The sequence below is a fragment of the Anoxybacillus suryakundensis genome (genome assembly GCF_001418025.1).
Classification (GTDB): domain Bacteria; phylum Bacillota; class Bacilli; order Bacillales; family Anoxybacillaceae; genus Anoxybacillus; species Anoxybacillus tengchongensis.
Genome location: NZ_LIOK01000005.1, coordinates 135250 through 152504 on the forward strand (window position 1 = coordinate 135250; position 17255 = coordinate 152504).

General features: G+C 39.2%; 16 protein-coding genes and 2 tRNA genes. 8 read left to right on the forward strand and 10 right to left on the reverse strand.

Translation table 11 applies throughout. The annotated features are described in order from the left end of the window. Nucleotide 1: 1 nt before the first annotated feature. From ASC42_RS05210 to ASC42_RS05245, 8 genes are all read left to right on the forward strand, one after another. Nucleotides 2-1102 carry a GerAB/ArcD/ProY family transporter gene (locus tag ASC42_RS05210; RefSeq protein ID WP_055440847.1) on the forward strand — a complete coding sequence of 367 codons (1101 nt, stop codon included), beginning with the start codon at nucleotides 2-4 and terminating at the stop codon, nucleotides 1100-1102. After that, nucleotides 1099-2193 carry a Ger(x)C family spore germination protein gene (locus tag ASC42_RS05215; RefSeq protein WP_055440848.1) on the forward strand — a complete coding sequence of 365 codons (1095 nt, stop codon included), beginning with the start codon at nucleotides 1099-1101 and terminating at the stop codon, nucleotides 2191-2193. Before ASC42_RS05210 ends, ASC42_RS05215 begins: the two co-directional genes overlap by 4 nt. A 71-nt stretch (nucleotides 2194-2264) precedes the next feature. After that, on the forward strand, nucleotides 2265-3320 hold the full coding sequence (locus ASC42_RS05220) for an ABC transporter ATP-binding protein (protein WP_055440849.1): 1056 nt from the start codon (nucleotides 2265-2267) through the stop codon (nucleotides 3318-3320). 1 nt (nucleotide 3321) lies between these two features. Further along, on the forward strand, nucleotides 3322-4119 hold the full coding sequence (locus ASC42_RS05225; protein ID WP_055440850.1) for an ABC transporter permease: 798 nt from the start codon (nucleotides 3322-3324) through the stop codon (nucleotides 4117-4119). After that, complete coding sequence (locus tag ASC42_RS05230; protein WP_245191146.1) at nucleotides 4116-4898, forward strand: ABC transporter permease; 783 nt, start codon at nucleotides 4116-4118, stop codon at nucleotides 4896-4898. The genes ASC42_RS05225 and ASC42_RS05230 overlap by 4 nt, the downstream gene beginning before the upstream one ends. Before the next feature lie 103 nt (nucleotides 4899-5001). Beyond that, nucleotides 5002-6186 (forward strand): RNA-guided endonuclease InsQ/TnpB family protein, encoded by a 1185-nt coding sequence (locus ASC42_RS05235; protein WP_055440852.1) that lies wholly within the window; start codon nucleotides 5002-5004, stop codon nucleotides 6184-6186. Nucleotides 6187-6356: 170 nt separating this feature from the next. Beyond that, a complete protein-coding gene (locus ASC42_RS05240) occupies nucleotides 6357-7430 on the forward strand; it encodes an ABC transporter substrate-binding protein (protein ID WP_055440853.1) in 1074 nt (357 codons plus the stop codon). A gap of 178 nt (nucleotides 7431-7608) precedes the next feature. Then, complete coding sequence (locus ASC42_RS05245) at nucleotides 7609-9099, forward strand: peptide MFS transporter (protein WP_055440854.1); 1491 nt, start codon at nucleotides 7609-7611, stop codon at nucleotides 9097-9099. A 19-nt stretch (nucleotides 9100-9118) separates the two neighbouring features. Here the strand turns inward: ASC42_RS05245 and rlmH are convergent, their stop codons facing one another. From rlmH to ASC42_RS05290, 10 genes are all read right to left on the reverse strand, one after another. Beyond that, a complete protein-coding gene (rlmH, locus tag ASC42_RS05250) occupies nucleotides 9119-9598 on the reverse strand; it encodes a 23S rRNA (pseudouridine(1915)-N(3))-methyltransferase RlmH (RefSeq protein ID WP_169792796.1) in 480 nt (159 codons plus the stop codon). Nucleotides 9599-9681: 83 nt separating this feature from the next. Continuing rightward, nucleotides 9682-9837 carry a CxxH/CxxC protein gene (locus tag ASC42_RS13655; RefSeq protein ID WP_072242668.1) on the reverse strand — a complete coding sequence of 52 codons (156 nt, stop codon included), beginning with the start codon at nucleotides 9835-9837 and terminating at the stop codon, nucleotides 9682-9684. Between the two features lie 54 nt (nucleotides 9838-9891). Beyond that, a complete protein-coding gene (locus tag ASC42_RS05255; protein ID WP_055440855.1) occupies nucleotides 9892-11100 on the reverse strand; it encodes a S1C family serine protease in 1209 nt (402 codons plus the stop codon). Nucleotides 11101-11212: 112 nt separating this feature from the next. Next, complete coding sequence (locus ASC42_RS05260) at nucleotides 11213-12001, reverse strand: MBL fold metallo-hydrolase (RefSeq protein ID WP_055440856.1); 789 nt, start codon at nucleotides 11999-12001, stop codon at nucleotides 11213-11215. 5 nt (nucleotides 12002-12006) lie between these two features. Next, nucleotides 12007-12792: a two-component system regulatory protein YycI gene (locus ASC42_RS05265; protein WP_055440857.1), complete on the reverse strand. Its 786-nt coding sequence runs from the start codon at nucleotides 12790-12792 to the stop codon at nucleotides 12007-12009. Beyond that, nucleotides 12779-14107 carry a YycH family regulatory protein gene (locus ASC42_RS05270; RefSeq protein ID WP_082435694.1) on the reverse strand — a complete coding sequence of 443 codons (1329 nt, stop codon included), beginning with the start codon at nucleotides 14105-14107 and terminating at the stop codon, nucleotides 12779-12781. Before ASC42_RS05270 ends, ASC42_RS05265 begins: the two co-directional genes overlap by 14 nt. A 5-nt stretch (nucleotides 14108-14112) precedes the next feature. After that, the gene (walK, locus tag ASC42_RS05275; protein ID WP_055440859.1) at nucleotides 14113-15927 is read right to left on the reverse strand and encodes a cell wall metabolism sensor histidine kinase WalK; all 1815 of its coding nucleotides are present in this window, start codon (nucleotides 15925-15927) and stop codon (nucleotides 14113-14115) included. Nucleotides 15928-15931: 4 nt separating this feature from the next. Then, nucleotides 15932-16636 carry a response regulator YycF gene (yycF, locus tag ASC42_RS05280; RefSeq protein ID WP_032101636.1) on the reverse strand — a complete coding sequence of 235 codons (705 nt, stop codon included), beginning with the start codon at nucleotides 16634-16636 and terminating at the stop codon, nucleotides 15932-15934. Nucleotides 16637-16741: 105 nt separating this feature from the next. Beyond that, nucleotides 16742-16814 (reverse strand) — tRNA-Phe (locus ASC42_RS05285). 289 nt (nucleotides 16815-17103) lie between these two features. Next, a tRNA-Asp gene (locus ASC42_RS05290) sits at nucleotides 17104-17179 on the reverse strand. Between the last annotated feature and the right edge of the window lie 76 nt (nucleotides 17180-17255).

Here is a 17255-nt window from a genome sequence, read left to right on the forward strand (position 1 = left end):
TATGAAACGTTATCAGTTTAATGAAATCACAACGATGCAATATATTTTTCTTATTTCAGGTATACAAATCGGCATCGGTATTTTATCGCTTCCCGCTCAGCTTGCCGATATTGCTAATACGGATGGATGGATTGCGATTCTTATTGGTTGGATCATTTCAATTACCGCAAGTACGATTATCATAAAAACGATGGAGAAACATCCACAAGATACCATTTTCGATCTTTCTCGTCGCTATTTTGGAAGGATATTTGGGACATTAATCCATCTTGCTTTTGTCGCTTACGCTTTATTAGCAGCTATTACTGTTATTTTTACGTCCATTCATATTACACAAGTATGGATTTTACCAAACACACCGAATTATCTCGTCATGATGTTATTTATGTTGCCTGCTTTGTTAATTACACGAAATGGTGTGCGCGTGCTTGGACGTTATGCTGAAGTCGTCTTTTACTTAACGCTTTGGATGCCCATTCTTATTGCGATACCGTTACAGAAAGGGACGATTTTATATATGCTCCCTATTTTAAAAGAAGGATGGGCACCGATTTTTCAAGCGGTAAAAACGACAGTTTTATCGTTTTTAGGCTTTGAATTAGCGTTCGTGTTTTACCCGTTTTTAAAAGAAAAAAAACATGCGATCAAAGCGATGGTCATCGCCAACAGCATTTCGGCTTTTACTTTTTTATTGATTACGGTCACATGTTTTATTTTCTTTAGTCCTGATGAAACTCCTTCGCTTATTTGGCCGACGTTGTCGCTACTGAAAACGATTGAATTTTCGTTTATTGAACGATTTGAAGTCATCTTTTTATCGTTTTATTTGTTTGTCATGTCAACGACAGGCATTCCTTACATTTTTACAACCATTTTCGGCATTAGTCAACTTATCGGGAAAAAAGACCATACAATTGTATTGCTTATTGCAGTTTGCATATTTATTTTAACGTCTGTTTTATACAATCCATCGTTTTCTCATATTCAAACGATGGGATCGTGGTGGGAGCGATACGGTTTATGGGGGGCGTATATTTGTCCTGTCATTTTATTCATTTACGTTTCCGTTGTGCAATGGTTTCGGGGAGGAAAAAAGAAATGAGAAGACATATATACTTTGTTCTTTGTTTTCTCTTAACAGTCGGATGTAGTATGCAAACACGGCTCGATGAACTGACGCTCGTCTTAACGGTCGGTTTAGATGAAGGGAAAAATGGAAATTTGCTTGTTTACTCTGTGAGTCCTGTGTTTAATAAAGAAGCAAAAAACATTTACGAAGTCATTCGTACATCCGGATTAACGTTGCGTGATAACCGTTTTAAAGCAAACGCCTTTGCTTCTGGAAAAATGGTTGGGGGAAAAACACAAAACATAATCATTAGCAAAAATCTCGCCAAAAAGTACGATATGTTTTCTTATTTAGATGTACTTTATCGCGATCCGAAAAATTCGACAACAGCAAATTTTATTGTTTTCGATGGACCGTTAAAAAAGCTAATGTACATTCGCCTTGGTGATAAACCACGTTTATCCGTCGCCATTCGCGACGTCATTTTAACTGCCCACACAAGCAAACAGACAACAAAAGTAAATATGCTTGATTTCCGACGTTCCGCTTCTGATCGTGCTCAAACCCCATTTGCACCGATCTTAAAAGTACAGAAAGGTGATTTAGTCGCAGGGGGGATTGCTTTATTCAACAAACAGAGGAAATATGTCGGTTTTCTTTCGCAAAAAGAAAGTCCATATTTTGCGATATTGCAAAAAAATATTAAACCTGCGACATCGCTTACACTTGCTATAAAGGGTCTAACAAAACAAAAAGAATATGTAAGCATTTCGATTGAAAAGGGTGATTTTTCATATAAACCGTCGTTTCAAAATGGGATGTTTCGCTTTGACGTTCATATACATCTAGGTGCCATTTTGACCGAAACAACGACACATATTGATATGAAAAAAGAAAAGAAAAAACTCGAACAATTGCTCGCAAAAGAAATACAAAAACAACTTGAAGCGATCGTGAAAAAAATGCAAACATATGAAGTCGATCCGATCGGCTTTGGCTTATATGCTCGCGCCTATGAATACAAGCATTTTAAAAAACAAAAAAGCTGGCCAAAAGCTTTTGCGAAAGCAGAAATTAACATTCGTCCAACGGTTGAAATCATTAGCTACGGTGTCCTTCAATAAAAAGTTGCTGAACATAAAGCGATCGTTCATAATGAATTTAAAAAATAGCTAAATGAGGTGAGAAAAACGAGATGGACGATCGCGTCATTATTCGCTTTGACCATGTTACAAAACAATACGATGATGATCTTCCTGTGCTCGATGACGTCAGTTTTGAAATGGAGCGCGGCAAATTTTATACGCTTCTTGGCCCTTCTGGCTGCGGAAAAACAACGATTCTTCGCCTAATTGCTGGGTTTATCGAACCGACAAAAGGGGATATTTACTTTCACGGGAAACGAATGAACAATGTTCCAGCAAATAAACGACAAGTGAATACAGTATTTCAAGATTATGCGCTTTTTCCTCACTTAAACGTGTTTGAAAACGTTGCTTTTGGCTTACGCATAAAAAAAGTGCCAAAGGTAGACATTGAGCAAAAAGTAAAAGAAGCACTTCGCTTCGTCAACTTAGAAGGATACGAACAACGGGCCATTCATGAAATGTCAGGAGGACAACGACAACGTGTCGCTATCGCTCGTGCGATCGTCAACGAACCGGATGTGCTGTTACTAGATGAACCGCTATCGGCGCTTGATTTAAAACTTCGAACAGAAATGCAATACGAGTTACGAGAATTGCAACGAAGACTTGGCATTACGTTTATTTTTGTTACTCACGATCAAGAAGAAGCTCTTGCGATGTCAGATGAAATCTTTGTGCTAAACAAAGGAAAGATTGAACAACGTGGTACACCAAAAGATATTTATGATGAACCTGTGAACCGTTTCGTCGCTGACTTTATCGGAGAATCAAATATCATTACTGGAACGATGATTGACGATTTTGTTGTGGAATTTGCGAATCAACGATTTACGTGCATCGATCGCGGCTTTACGAACAATGAACAAGTAGATATTGTCATTCGCCCTGAAGATTTAGAATTAACAACTGTTGAACGCGGCAAATTGCGCGTGCGTGTTGATTCTGTTTTATTTCGCGGTGTACATTATGAGCTTTGTTGTTATGACGCGTATGGTAACGAGTGGCTCGTTCACTCGACAAAAAAAGCAGAGATCGGAGAAGAAATCGGCCTACATTTTGAACCAGAAGCTATTCATGTTATGAAAAGAAACGGGGGAGAATAACATGCGCCGCTATGCTTATGCCATCCCCTATTGGTTGTGGATCGGGTTGTTCGTTGTTGCACCGATTATTCTTATTATTTATTATTCTTTTTTCGATATTGAAGGCCATTTCTCGCTCGTCAACTATCAAACTTTTTTTACGCCAGTTTATTTACGAATGACAGTAAATTCGTTTTGGTATGCATTTTTAATTACAGCATGTTCGCTCCTTATTGCGTACCCAACCGCTTATTTGTTAACAAAAACGAAACACAAGCAGTTATGGTTGTTGCTTATCATTTTACCAACATGGGTCAATTTATTGTTAAAGGCGTACGCTTTTCTTGGATTGTTCGGCACGTATGGGGCAGTCAATGCGCTATTTGAAGCGATTGGAATTGGGACGAAACAACTATTGTTTACGGACTTTAGTTTTGTTTTTGTATCTGTTTATATTTTTATTCCGTTTATGATTTTGCCGATTTTTAATGCGCTTGAAAAATTGAATCCTTCTTTGATCGATGCTGCGCGCGACTTAGGAGCGAGCGAATGGACGACATTTCGTCGCGTCATTTTTCCGCTTACGCTCGATGGTGTCAAAGCAGGTTGTCAAGCGGTGTTCATTCCGTCGCTTTCGCTCTTTATGTTGACGCGATTAATCGCCGGAAACCGCGTCATTACGCTTGGTACCGCTGTCGAGCAACATTTTCTCGTGACGCAAAACTGGGGGATGGGTGCGACAATCGCTTTCTTTTTAATGATTGCCATGGCCGGCATCATGGCTTTAACAGGAAATAAAAAATGGGGGGTGAGACAATGAAAGTTGCTCGCCTCTATTTAGCGTTTGTGTTTTTCATATTATACATGCCTATCTTATATTTAATTTATTATTCGTTTAATAGTGGTGGGACGATGCATCATTTCGAATCGTTTACGCTTGATTGGTATAAAGAAGTGTTTGCTGATACACGCTTGCTTATTATCGTTTTGCATACAATGATTATCGCCTTATTATCGTCATCGCTTGCGACAATCATTGGCGTTTTAGGCGCGATTGCCATTTATTACGCAAAACATCGCTGGAAGCAAACGTTGCTTACGCTAAATAACGTTTTAATCGTCAGCCCTGACGTCATGATCGGGGCATCGTTTCTGATCTTATTTACGATTGCTGGCATCCAGCTTGGATTTACATCTGTCTTATTGTCTCATATTGCTTTCAGCATTCCGATTGTCGTGTTGATGGTGTTACCGAAGCTACAAGAAATGAGTCCGACATTGATTGATGCAGCACGCGATTTAGGGGCGAACGAATGGAACGTCTTAACGAAAGTTGTCCTCCCATACATTACACCAGGCATTTTTGCTGGCTTTTTCATGGCGCTCACGTACTCGCTTGATGACTTTGCAGTCACGTTTTTCGTGACAGGCAATGGCTTTTCGACGTTGTCTGTTGAAATTTATTCGCGCGCACGCCAAGGGATTTCGTTATCCGTTAACGCTTTATCTACCCTTCTTTTCTTATTTACGCTTGTTCTCGTTGTTGTGTATTACGTCATCACACAACGCGCTAGCGTCAAGGGGGGTAGTAACTGTTAAAATATTTTTGTAAAAATCAACAAAACTCTATATACAATTTATAAAAAATTACAAGGCAAAAGAGCCAACAAAGCCAAGAAAATGATGAAGGAGCTGACCGGAAGTGATTAAAACATATCAAGTTATGCTGCTTCCAAATAACAAACAAAAAACAAAATTATTTGAGTGTGCGGGTGTTGCCAGATGGGCGTATAATTTTGCCTTAGCGCAACAACAAGAAAATCATAAACAAGGCGGCAAATTTTTAAATGATGTTGAATTAAGAAAAAGATTAACGCAGCTCAAACAAACGAAAGAGTATAGTTGGCTCAATCAATATTCCAACAACATTACAAAACAAGCGATCAAAGATGCGTGTCAAGCCTACAAAAACTTTTTTGCAGGAAGAGCGAAATGTCCAAAGTTTAAAACAAAAAAGCGAACGCGACCAAGCTTTTATCAAGATACCGCAAAAATCAAAATCACCGACACGCATGTGAAACTAGAAAAACTGATGCCTTCCAAAAAGAAAAATAGACAGAAGCTCAATTGGATTCGTTTGGCGGAGCGAGGACGTATTCCGCACGGAAAACATGTAACATACGTCAATCCACGCATCGTGTTTGACGGACTACATTGGTTTTTAACGGTCGGTGTAGAGGAAGCAGAAGTGAAACATGAAACGTACAGCGAAGGCATCGGCATTGATTTAGGGGTAAAATCGTTAGCTACCGTCAGCAATGGCATGACGTTTCCAAACATTAACCAAACACCGAAAGTAAAAAAGCTGGAAAAGTCAATTAGGCGCATGCAAAGACGAATATCACGAAAGTACGAAATGAATAAAACGAAAACAGAAGGAGGTGAATTCCGTTACAGAAAAACGGAAAACATTAAGAAAATTGAATTCCTTGTTTTGAAAAAACGCCGAAGGCTGAAAAATATGCAGCTTAACCATACTCACCACATCACAGCGACGTTGGTGAAAGCCAAGCCAGCGTATGTCGTGATGGAAGACTTGAACACAAGTGGCATGTTAAAAAATCGGAAGCTATCGAAAGCAATCCAACAACAAACATTCCACGAGTTTAAGCGACAAATGACGTATAAATGTGCATGGCACGGTATCGAGTTGATCGTGGCAGATCGGTTTTATCCGTCAAGCAAAAAGTGCAGCCGTTGCGGTCATGTGAAAGACCATCTTTCTTTATCGGAACGGACGTACCGTTGTGAGGCGTGTGGGATAGAAATCGATCGCGATTTGAATGCAAGCATCAACTTGAAACAATATGCCGAATCCATGATGTGACATGACCATGTACCCATACGTTAGTGGGGAAGTGAAGCCTTCGGAGCGCCAAGCAAACGAGAGTAGCTTCGGCGAAATCGGGCGCGATGAACAAGGAAGGAAACGTAAACTTTATAAATAATGAATAGATTATTTATAAAGTTTTGTAAGTTTTCTGTAACGGGACAAAAATGAAAAAAGTAGTGTCGCTTTTTTTACTTGTTTGGCTCATTGCTTTTAGCTTGCTTTATGTTACAAAAACAATCGAATCGTCTAAAGGGTATGGAGGAAATAATACCGTAACAATTTATAACTGGGGCGACTACATTGACCCCGCACTCATTAAAAAATTTGAAAAAGAAACAGGCTTGAAAGTCATTTACCAAACGTTTGATTCAAATGAAGCGATGATGACAAAAATTGCGCAAGGTGGCACGACATTTGACGTTGCTGTCCCTTCGGAGTACGCCATCAGCAAAATGAAAGAGGAAGGGTTGCTACTTCCGATCGACCATTCAAAAATCCCAAACTTGCGCTATATTGATGAACGTTTTTTAAACTTATCGTTTGATCCTAGTAATGAATATTCCATTCCTTACTTTTGGGGAACGGTCGGCATCGTCTACAACCGCGCACTACTTGGCGGAAAAGAAATTACAAGCTGGAACGATTTATGGGATCTATCATTTAAAAATCAAATTTTACTTGTTGATGGTGCACGTGAAATTATGGGCATGGCACTAAATAGTCTACATTATTCACTTAACGATACAAATAAAACACATTTACTACAAGCAAAACAAAAACTTGATCAGCTAACACCAAACGTCAAAGCGATCGTGGGCGACGAAATTAAAATGCTTCTTGCAAACGAAGAAGCCGCGATCGGCATTGTTTGGTCGGGCGATGCGGCGGAAATCATGTGGGAAAACGAACGGCTCGATTATGTGATCCCAAAAGAAGGAACAAATTTATGGTTTGATAATATGGTCATTCCAAAGACAGCGAAAAACATTGAAGGTGCTCATCAATTTATTAACTTTATGCTTGACCCAAAAAACGCTGCTCAAAATGCCGAATACGTCGGGTACTCGACACCAAATAAAAAAGCGCTTGAATACTTGCCGAAAGAGATTGTTGAAGACGAACGTTTTTATCCAAGCGAACAGCTTGCTAGTAAGCTGGAAGTGTATGAAAACCTCGGAAAAAACATGCTCACGTACTACAATGAATTGTTTTTACAATTTAAAATGCACCGCAAATAAAAGGATGGCGAAAAAGCCATCTTTTTATATTATTTTAGAAAATTTTTTTATTTACTTCATTTACTCGTTCGTTTAAAATGAATACTTGTTAAACCTAATTATTTACTATAATATTAGTTTCATTAAAAAATTACAGAAAATAAAAATTATTATTTTCAAAAATGGAAGGTGTTTTGTCATGTCACAAAGCAAACAACGCATTGTCGAGAGCGTTCCCCAACGTGGCTTTTTCGGTCATCCAAAAGGACTTTTTACATTATTTTTTACTGAGTTTTGGGAACGTTTCTCTTATTATGGTATGCGTGCTATTCTCGTATTTTATATGTATTATGAAGTATCGAAAGGCGGCTTAGGATTAGATGAACCGACTGCTCTAGCGATCATGTCCATTTACGGTTCACTCGTTTATATGTCGGGCATTATTGGCGGATGGTTAGCGGACCGATTATTCGGGACCGCAAAAGCTGTGTTTTACGGCGGTATTTTAATTATGCTCGGTCACATTGCTTTAGCTGTTCCAGGAAGTGTAACGATGTTTTTCGTTTCGATGGTATTAATTGTTCTTGGAACAGGATTACTTAAGCCGAACGTTTCAAGCGTTGTCGGTGATTTATATGCAGAAGGCGATCACCGTCGCGATGCAGGATTTAGCATTTTTTATATGGGGATTAACCTGGGGGCATTTTTAGCTCCACTCGTTGTCGGAACGGTTGGCATGAAATACAACTTCCATCTCGGCTTTAGTATTGCCGCGATCGGTATGTTTTTCGGACTTCTCGTATTTGTCGGAACAAAAAAGAAAAATCTCGGCCTTGCAGGAACACATGTACCGAATCCATTATCAGCAGCTGAGAAGAAAAAAGTGTTTACATGGGGTACGATCGGTGTAGCGATCATTGCCTTACTCGTTTTCATCGGCTTACAGACAAACACACTAACAATCGATTTATTTGTATCGCTCGTCGGTATTTTCGGTATTGTCATTCCAACGATTTACTTTGTCGTTATGTATCGTAGTCCGAAAACGACAGATGTGGAACGTTCGCGCATTATCGCCTATATTCCTTTATTCATCGCAGCAGCGATGTTTTGGTCCATTCAAGAACAAGGTTCAACTATTTTAGCAACATATGCAGATAAACGAACACAGTTGCATTTTGCTGGTATAGATCTTTCACCAGCTTGGTTCCAATCGTTAAACCCATTGTTTGTTATTACGTTTGCTCCGATTTTTGCTTGGCTATGGGTGAAGTTAGGGGATAAACAACCATCCATTCCAAAGAAATTTTCTTTAGCGCTATTGTTTGCTGGTTTATCGTTCGTCGTCATTTTATTGCCAGCTTATCTTGGTGGAAGCGATTCTTTAGTCAATCCGCTTTGGCTCGTGCTTAGCTACTTAATTGTTGTGTTTGGTGAGCTATGCTTATCACCTGTCGGTTTATCCGCAACGACAAAACTTGCTCCAGCGGCGTTTTCAGCTCAAACAATGAGCTTATGGTTTTTATCAAGCGCGGCAGCCCAAGCCATTAACGCACAAATCGTGAAGTTTTATACACCAGAAACAGAAATGGCTTATTTCGGAACGATCGGTGGAATCGCTATCGTCTTTAGTATCATTCTTCTCATCATCTCACCAAAAATTGAAAGCTTTATGAAAGGGGTAAAATAAGCGGCTGAATTCAGCCGCTTTACTTATGATACGGTTCTCCCCGATTGATACGGAATGCGCGATAAATTTGCTCGGTTAAAATGAGACGCATGAGTTGATGTGGAAAGGTCATTTTTGAAAACGAAAGCGATTCGTTTGCTCGTTTCATGACGTCATCGCTTAAGCCGAGCGAACCGCCGATGACAAAAGCAATTTTGCTTTTTCCATATGTCGCTAATCGATCAAGCGTTTGAGCAAACTCTTCAGAAGACATCATTTTTCCTTCAATCGCTAAGGCGATCACATGCATGTCATCCGTAACTTTTGCTAAAATACGCTCGCCTTCTTTCTTTTTGACGAGTTCCATTTGTTGTTCGCTTAACTGTTCTGGCGCTTTTTCATCTGCTACTTCCACAATGTCCATTTTCGCATATGTTGATAAGCGCTTCATATACTCTTCGATGCCTTGTTTTAAATATTTCTCTTTTAACTTACCCACAGCAATAATGTATATATTCACAAATGATCCCCACTTTACAAACATGATATCCACAAGTTTTATCCACATATCCACAACACGAATCCACATATTGTGTAGAAACATTAGTTCCCTACTATATATGCAGCCCGTTCTTCACAAAAGTCACACGTGTCTTCTTCTTTATCCACAGAAACTGTTGATATTTCTGGCGCTTGTTGTTTTTCATCCACATACATATCGATAGCGATTTCGACATGTTGCTCGCAACATTTCCACAAGACGTACCACCCCTTATTCATGAATGAAACGACAGGGAATTCCCTGCCGTTTCATTATAATGATTGTTTCGCTAATTTTAACGTCACCGTTTGTTTTTTGCCATCGCGGTAAAATGTTACTTTCATCGTATCGCCAATTTGTTTGCGATTATATAAATGTTTTCTTAATTCGATCACATCAGCGATTTTTTCGTCATCTAACGCTACAATGACATCAAACTCACGCAATCCCGCTTGCGCAGCTGGCGAGCCCGGTACAACTTGTAAAATAGCTACGCCTTCTTTGACGTTTGCCGGTAAATGAAGTGTCTGTTGCCAATGATATGCTGGGATGTCGCTTAATGAACGCAATTCTACGCCCATATATGGACGGCGAACTTGTCCAAACTTTTCTAAATCCGCAATAATTGGTTTGGCATAGTTAATTGGAATCGATAATCCGATTCCTTCAACAGCTTCTTGAGCAATTTTCATGGAGTTAATTCCAATGACTTGCCCTTCGATATTTACAAGCGCGCCACCGCTGTTTCCTGGGTTAATGGCAGCGTCTGTTTGCAATACTTCCGCATGCCAATCTGGAATACCGTCTTGGTCAATATCAATTGGAATTGTCCGGTTTACTCCTGAGATGATTCCTTGTGTTACAGAGCCTGCGAATTGTAAGCCAAGTGGGTTTCCAACCGCAATGACCGGTTCTCCTACTTTCACGACATCCGAGTTACCAAATTCAGCTATGTTGGTTACGTGTTTTGCATCAATCTCCAATACGGCTAAATCCGTCCATATATCGCTGCCAAGCAAACGTGCTGGCACTTTTGTTCCGTCGCTTAAACTTACTTCCACACGGCTAGCACCTTCAACAACGTGATGGTTCGTTACGATATATGCCTTATTTCCTTCTTTTTTATAAACGACTCCTGAACCGGTTCCAGCTTCCCCGCCTTCTGACCAAAAACTTGCCTCTTGAATATTTACAATGCCGACAACTGCATCAGACACTTTATTTACCGCTTGTGTCACTTGTGTAACGACATTGACTGCTACACTTTTGTCTACTTTTGGCGGCTCTGTCACAGTCGTCTGTTTTTCTTCCGTTTGTTCAAGTTGGTAAGGCAAAACATCCCATTTTACTAGTGAAGGAATGGCAACGATGACAAGCATTCCACCTAAAATAGCTCCGACTAATCCTGCCAAAAACGTTCCCCCACGATTGCCTTTTTGTTTTTGACGAATATGTTCATAATGATCATCATAATAGCCCATCTTTCACCCGTCCTTTCTTTATAAAATATTGACCCTATTTCCATTATAACCTTCTTTTCCCCTAAGCATCTAACATTATACATACGATATGTTGGTGAAAAAACGGTGAAATTTATACGGAAATTAGCTCTGTCGGACGAGCGGGATCTGTGTCATACAGTTGAAAAGATTCCCCGACAACTATTCCTTTTCGCTCAAGCGTCTGGGACACTGTCATTCGTGCTAATTCTTTCATATTGTTATCTTGGCTTAAATGTGCTAAATAAATGCGCTTTGTTTTATCACCAATGACGTCTGCCAAAGCAAGACCTGCGTCCTCATTGGATACGTGCCCGACGTCACTTAAAATACGTCGCTTAATGTTCCATGGATATTTTCCCATACGCAACATTTCTACGTCGTGGTTACTTTCAAATACAAATACATCCGCATGACGAATGACATCTTTCATGCGCTCGCTCACATACCCTGTATCCGTAATGAGAGCTAACTTTTTTCCCTCATAATGAAACACATAAAACATCGGCTCCACAGCGTCGTGGGACACACCGAACGATTCAACATCCAAATCTCCAAATGTACGAACAGAGCCCGTTGGAAAAATAAATTTTTGCTCAAGAGGGATGTCACCAATGAACCCATCCATCGCTTTCCATGTCTTTTCATTCGCATAAATCGGAAGGCGATATTTACGGGCAATGACACCTAATCCTTTAATATGGTCGCTATGTTCATGTGTCACTAAAATACCAGTTACATCTTGAATGTGGCGATCAATATGGGCAAATAATTGTTCTAATTGTTTGCCGCTTAACCCAGCATCAACAAGCAATCGCTCCCGTTTCGTTTCTACGTAAAAAGCGTTGCCTGTACTGCCGCTTGCTAAAACGCTAAACCTCATGTTATTCACTCCAACACTTTATTTTCATCGCTAATGACTTGTCCTTCAAATGCGTTCACATAATAATCTGTTTTTCCATTTACAACAACGTGCCATGTCGGTGTTAATACTTGCGAAGTCGTAAACTGAACGAGCGCATAATATCCTAGATCGATTTTTGTTACCCGATCGCCTGGCTTTAAATAATTTCGCTTATATAACGTCTCTAACGCTTTAATTGCCGGCAAAATTTCTTGTTTTTTCTCGTTTTTCTCTAAATCAACGAGCAATGTTTGTTCATAGCCAACCATTTCATTTCGATCATTCACATAAATAAGCAACATACTGCTCATATTTTTATAGATGGTTTTCCCTTCATATTGTTGAAAATAAATGAGCGCTTGTAAGTCTTCATCATACTTCCAAAATGTATATTGATCACCTGCAATTATATTTTGTCTTAAAAACTCTGTTAAGCGATAACCGTCTTTTGGATCTTGTAGCGGCACAGACTTAATAAAATGAGCTTGCAAAACGGTTTCGTTTGCCGCTTCAACTTGTTGGTTTGGCAATTTGTTCACTTCTTCTTCCGTAAATGTTTTACTTTTTCCGCTCACATATGTCGCTTTTGTTATTTCTTTTGGTAAATCGACATATGTAATGCCATCCGCTTCAAGCTGTTCCTCGATAGTCGCTTCTAAAATCACATCAAGCTGGCTACTATTTTTTTTCTGGATAAATTGATAACCTAAAAATATATCAAGAATGAGGAATGTAATAATAAAAATCGTTTTCGTTTTACTCCAATCCAATGATATCCCCTCTTCGTTCATCTGTCGTCATCACAATTTTTCGCCACGTTCCATTATACAAACAGTACCAGCTCGGCTCTAACATGACGATATTTTCTCGCTCCGAATCACGAACGAGCTCATAGCCAATCGCAATATCGTCAATGAATTCATGTTGAATATTTTTTTGCTTTTTCAACTGATCAATGACCTCATATCCGGAAGAAAGTGTAATTGGCAAACTTACCCGGTCAGGAATAGCTAATGTGAATAACGGACGTTGGTAATTCATAATCTCATTTTCTCCCCATATTTGCACAATTTCCGCCATTCCATAACGATTAAATACAGGGTAGCCATTAGCAAACAAACGAAAGGTTACCTTTCTCCCATTTTCGTCTAACTGATCAAAATAGTACGTATCCGTCCAACCGCCATGATCGTTCACAAAATCAATGCTCTTTTGCAAAACCGTCGGATCTGCCGTCTTTATCTCCCCACGAGCAGCCGGATTGACATACAACAACAATTTTTTGGATAAATCAACATCCATTAAACGCGACCCGTCTGTATATTCCTCACCAAAATTGAGCACATCTTTTTTTACAAAGCTTGGATCTGTAAATAATGCGTCTTTAAAACGATCGCTACTTAACTCGTCCATGTAATATTGCAACCGGTTTAGTACGAGGGGACGAGCCGGTAAAAACAACGCTTTTGTTTCGCTAATGTCATAAGATAAAAAAGGTGTATAACGCTCAGCTCGCGCATAATATGTTTGTTTCAAATGTTCGACCATCGCATCTTGAACAACCGCTTTATATATACGCTTCTCATTGGCAGATACGAAATAGACATTCATTTCTTCTTCGTTGTCGTTCATCGGAATGATGATGCGATCAAACTGAACTTTTTCGATGTCTTGGTCTTCAAATTGAAACATCGTTCGATACATTTCAATTGGTATATCATCGGGATAAATAATTTCAATTTTTCCTTTCCCGTGTATAAATGAAAGAAATTGTTCTTTTTTAATTGTACTCGATATATTTTCGAAATGATCGAACGTCCAATTTTTCATCTCCTTCATAAATTTATAAATGTCCGAGTGATGTGTCATTCCATAATGTTGTTCATTTTTATGAATAAAAATATAGCGCGGCTGAATGACTGTACTATAATCAACGGCAACATTGCTGACAGGGACGTTTTGAATGTATTTTGCGTTTTCAATAAAGTCATATTTTGGCTGATATGTCCATAAACTCCACGTTAAAAAAACGCTCGTACATACAAGAATCGTCAACACAATGGACTTGATCGTTTCGTATTTCATTGTTTTCATCCTTTTTTCTGTTGTTCAATCGGCAAAGTAAAGTAAATGGTTGTCCCTTTTCTTTCTTGGCTTTCGGCCCAAATACGTCCGCCATGTGCGACGACAACTTCTTTTGCAATGGCAAGACCTAGTCCTGTTCCACCAAGTTTACGTGAGCGCGCCTTATCGACACGATAAAAACGCTCAAAAATTTTAGATAAATCCGATTTTGGAATGCCGACACCCTCATCTTTTACACTCACTTCAATATAGTCTGTTTTTTTCCTTACCCGAAACGTAATTTTCCCTCCTTGTGGAGAGTATTTTAACGCGTTAGAAATAATGTTATCGAGCACTTGGGTAATTTTGTCTTCATCCATATACACAACTATTTTCTCATCTGGAAAGTCTCGAACAAACGAAACATTCTCTTTTTTTGTTAATTCAAATCGATCAATGACTTTATGGAAATACGGGATAAAATGGACGCGTGTTTTTTTCAATTTATAGTCTTTACTGTCGAGCTTAGAAAGCTGCAACAAGTCATTGACAAGACGAATCATTCGTTCTGTCTCATTTTGCGTCACCTCAATAAACCTCGGCGCAATCTCCTCATCTCTCCATGCTCCATCTGCAAGCGCCTCTAAATAACTGCGCATCGTTGTTAGGGGCGTTCGCAATTCATGCGAAACATTCGCTACAAACTCTCGACGATCACGATCAATTTTTTCGTGTTCCGTAATGTCATGCAACACAACAATTAATCCGTTCACAAATCCCTTTTCTTTTTGAATCACAGATAAAGAGGCACGTAAAATGTACATTTCCTCGTCTGTACTAAAATCTAAAATTAATGTTTCACGTTCTTCAATTAACGTTTCGAACGTATATTGTTCATCTAGCCCTAATACCGTCACAATCGGTGCAGAAAGCACTGTTTCACGTGAAACATTTAAGATATTTAGCGCAGCATCGTTAATTAAAATGATTCGTCCTTTTCTATCTGTTGCAATCACACCATCTGTCATGTGCGTCAATACCGATTCTAATTTACGACGCTCTCCTTCTGTCGTTGCTTGCGCTTCTTGCAATTTTTTCGTTAAGTTGTTAAAGCTAAGCGCAAGCTGTCCAATTTCATCGTATCCATATACTTTTACTTTTCGGGAAAAATTCCCTTTCGCCATTGCCAATGCTTGTTTACGCATATCTGAAATCGGGCGTGTGATGGTCTGTGCCAACAAAATGCCTAACAATGCAGTAATGGCTAAAGCAATGCCTGTTCCTGTCGCTAAAATATTATTAATTTGCCTCATTTGCGCAAAAACATTTTCCATCGAAGCAATGACATAAATTGCCCCTTTAATTTCATTTTTCACCTTAATAGGCGTAGAAGAAATATACATACGATGACCTGTTTTTGGATCAACAAGCATTTTTTCTGTCATTTCGCCCGCAACTAATGTTCGTTTAATTAGTAAATCTGTCGTCCGCTTTCCTACAATATTTTGATTATATGGGTTCGATGTTCCTAATACTTTACTTTTATGATCAATGACGCGCACTTCAGAAATATCTTGTGAAACAAAATCTTGTAAAATAGTCCGAATTTCTTCTTCGAGTGTAGGGCTTTTTTTATCACGTTCTTTGTTCATTTCTTGTTCAATATTATAAGCAAGTAAAATAACGCGCTCATTTAATGAGTTTTTAAAAGTTTCAACAAGTTGCGCTTCCAATTGGCGCACGAAATAAGCCCCGATAATTTGCATCGCAATTAAAATAAGCAAAATGTAAATCAAGGCAAATTTCACGTGAATCGATTGAAATATACTTACCTTCCTCATGTGGTTACTCCTGTTCCGGATTTCGCAAATAATATCCTACCCCACGTCTTGTCACAATCCATGTCGGGTGCGAAGGGTTATCTTCGATTTTTTCACGCAAACGTCGCACAGTTACATCAACGGTGCGCACATCACCAAAATAGTCGTATCCCCATACCGTTTGCAGTAAGTGTTCACGCGTCATCACTTGTCCAATATGCTTTGCTAAATAGTGAAGAAGTTCAAATTCCCGATGTGTTAGCTCAATCTGCTCTCCTCGTTTCGATACAGTATAAGCATCTGGATGAATGGTGAGCGAGCCTATTTTTATTTCACTCATTTCTTTTACATCTTGTTCTTGTCTTTGTTGGTGACGCCGTAAATTAGCTTTGACACGCGCTAGCAGTTCACGTGTGCTAAATGGTTTCGTAACGTAATCGTCTGCGCCAAGTTCTAGCCCGAGAACTTTATCAATTTCGGAGTCTTTTGCTGTTAGCATAATTATGGGCATATCATATTTTTTACGAATTTCTCGACATACTTCCATTCCATCTTTTTGAGGTAGCATAATATCTAATAAAATTAAATCGGGTTGAATGTCTTCCACTTTTTGCAGTGCTTCCACACCGTCATATGCACAATGTACGTCGTATCCTTCTTTTCTTAAATTAAACTGTAAAATATCAGCAATCGGTTTTTCATCATCAACAACTAAAATTTTTTTCTCCATGTATATTCACTCCCCCAACAGGCATATTTACATATAGTGTACCATGTCACCATTATAAAACAAAAAAAGCATAGACACATATACGTATCTATGCTTACATACAAGTGGCTCGGGACGGAATCGAACCGCCGACACAAGGATTTTCAGTCCTTTGCTCTACCGACTGAGCTACCGAGCCATATAAAATAACCAATTTACTACCATTCATTTGTTCGAAACATAAACGTCCTTCGTCCCGCTCTCAGCTTGTTTACTCAAGATGTGACTCGAGCGGTACGCTGTAGCTTCTCAAAGAAACTTATTCACTCGTGCTCTACCGACTGTGTCCCTTCCTCTACTTGTTTATTCAAAGAAGGGTGATGCGTCGGGACAACTCGTAGCTCGACACTGACGCCTTGACTTGTAGCTACCGAGCCATATGTATAACTAACTTCCCAATTTTTATCGCATTGCTATTTCAATAAAAATGGCGGTTCCGACGGGATTCGAACCCGCGATCTCCTGCGTGACAGGCAGGCATGTTAACCCCTACACCACGGAACCGCATCCAAAAGACATTTATTATTTTACTATATAAGTAACAATAAAACAATAGTTTTTTAAAAATACGTCGATGATT

Coding starts and splice junctions, on each gene's coding strand:
- ASC42_RS05210 (WP_055440847.1), top strand. CDS start 2: ATGAAACGTTATCAGTTTAATGAAATCACAACGATGCAATATATTTTT.
- ASC42_RS05215 (WP_055440848.1), top strand. CDS start 1,099: ATGAGAAGACATATATACTTTGTTCTTTGTTTTCTCTTAACAGTCGGA.
- ASC42_RS05220 (WP_055440849.1), top strand. CDS start 2,265: ATGGACGATCGCGTCATTATTCGCTTTGACCATGTTACAAAACAATAC.
- ASC42_RS05225 (WP_055440850.1), top strand. CDS start 3,322: ATGCGCCGCTATGCTTATGCCATCCCCTATTGGTTGTGGATCGGGTTG.
- ASC42_RS05230 (WP_245191146.1), top strand. CDS start 4,116: ATGAAAGTTGCTCGCCTCTATTTAGCGTTTGTGTTTTTCATATTATAC.
- ASC42_RS05240 (WP_055440853.1), top strand. CDS start 6,357: ATGAAAAAAGTAGTGTCGCTTTTTTTACTTGTTTGGCTCATTGCTTTT.
- ASC42_RS05245 (WP_055440854.1), top strand. CDS start 7,609: ATGTCACAAAGCAAACAACGCATTGTCGAGAGCGTTCCCCAACGTGGC.
- ASC42_RS05255 (WP_055440855.1), bottom strand. CDS start 11,100: ATGGGCTATTATGATGATCATTATGAACATATTCGTCAAAAACAAAAA.
- ASC42_RS05260 (WP_055440856.1), bottom strand. CDS start 12,001: ATGAGGTTTAGCGTTTTAGCAAGCGGCAGTACAGGCAACGCTTTTTAC.
- ASC42_RS05270 (WP_082435694.1), bottom strand. CDS start 14,107: ATGAAATACGAAACGATCAAGTCCATTGTGTTGACGATTCTTGTATGT.
- walK (WP_055440859.1), bottom strand. CDS start 15,927: ATGAGGAAGGTAAGTATATTTCAATCGATTCACGTGAAATTTGCCTTG.
- yycF (WP_032101636.1), bottom strand. CDS start 16,636: ATGGAGAAAAAAATTTTAGTTGTTGATGATGAAAAACCGATTGCTGAT.